This is a genomic window from Bacillus cereus, from assembly GCF_002561295.1.
Lineage (GTDB): Bacteria > Bacillota > Bacilli > Bacillales > Bacillaceae_G > Bacillus_A > Bacillus_A cereus_S.
The window spans coordinates 2,837-4,105 of the sequence record NZ_NTUG01000056.1 but is presented as its reverse complement, the minus strand read 5'-3'; the positions used below and the strand labels follow the sequence as shown (position 1 = coordinate 4,105).

The window sequence follows — 1,269 nt, the reverse complement described above, 5'->3', positions numbered from 1 at the left end:
GAAGGTTCTTAGACGCAAGGACCTAGGAGGTGGAACTGGATAGATTTAAAAGCGGAGACGGCTCGTTACTTCAATAACCAAAAGACCAGCTTCATCATCATGCAAGCCGATCTTTTTTTCTTATAAAAAATCACAAAATGAGTGTTCTTCTTCTACACCTTGAAGTAGAGTCTCATCACTGGTTAAAGTCTTACTTTATAATTTCTCTTGCTCTTTTTCCACTGCAGGCGCATTTTCCTTCTTCGTTTTTCCAAGCTTCACAACAAAGAAATATAAAGAAAGTAATGTAATAAGAAAAACAATCAAAAACGGATAAGGAGAATAAAAGGTCCGAGCTGCTCCTGTGTTCCCTTCAATAAATTTCAAAGCATCTATATCTAGAAATTCAGCAAACATTTGTACACCGAGCATACTAAACCAAAATACGAAAAAACTAATAATAATGCCAAAACTTTGTTTGATTCTTGTCATTTCTATCATCCTTTCTATGTATATGAGTTGATTTATTATAACAAGTATTAATAATAATATTTTATACAGAAAGGAACTACCATTCACAAATTAACTTAATCCACTCTACCACTTTCTTATATGATAACAAAGGTTACATCGGAAAAAGAAGGGTAAGTCCAAAACCAACAAGAATGATGCCACCAATCACTTCGCCATATATACCAAGTAAACTTTTGGCATGCCTCCCAATTAATAAACCAATCCACGCTAGTATCATACTAACCAATCCAAATAATAATATTGTTACAATCATTTGCGCCCCGTAAATTCCTAGGCTTAGCCCAACCGAAAAACTATCGATACTTACGCCAAATGCAAAGACGAGTAAACTTATTCCTACAGGAGCAGACCTTGTCTCGTCTCCTTCTAAAATGGCAGAATACACAATATAAAAACCTAATCCAATTAACAAAATAGCACCTGCAACAGTCGCAATATGGCCAAACTTCTCTGATAAAAAGCGACCAAGTATCATACCGAGAAACGGCATGACAATATGAAACAGCCCGATTGTCATACCGATATAAATGATTTGTCGCATTCTGAGCGTCACCATACCCATGCCAAGGCTTACAGAAAAGGCATCCATCCCTAAGGCAAGCGCCATTATAATTAAAGGTACTAGCTGTTCAACCGTCACTCTCGTCCCTCCTCGGACTTGCTACTTCACAATATGCTCATCCGAGGAAAAATAGAATCTATATAAGGTGTCTATATAAAGCGAAACTTTCATCAGCCCTCACCAATTGGGCTTTT

At 36.9% G+C, this 1,269-nt stretch carries 2 protein-coding genes; both read right to left on the bottom strand.

The features are described 5' to 3' along the window. Positions 1 to 195: 195 nt before the first annotated feature. The gene (locus CN373_RS23890) at positions 196 to 471 is read right to left on the bottom strand and encodes a DUF3935 domain-containing protein (RefSeq protein WP_000196884.1); all 276 of its coding nucleotides are present in this window, start codon (positions 469 to 471) and stop codon (positions 196 to 198) included. A gap of 133 nt (positions 472 to 604) precedes the next feature. Further along, positions 605 to 1,153, bottom strand: a complete 549-nt coding sequence (locus tag CN373_RS23885; protein WP_000215506.1) for a manganese efflux pump MntP — start codon at positions 1,151 to 1,153, stop codon at positions 605 to 607. Between the last annotated feature and the right edge of the window lie 116 nt (positions 1,154 to 1,269).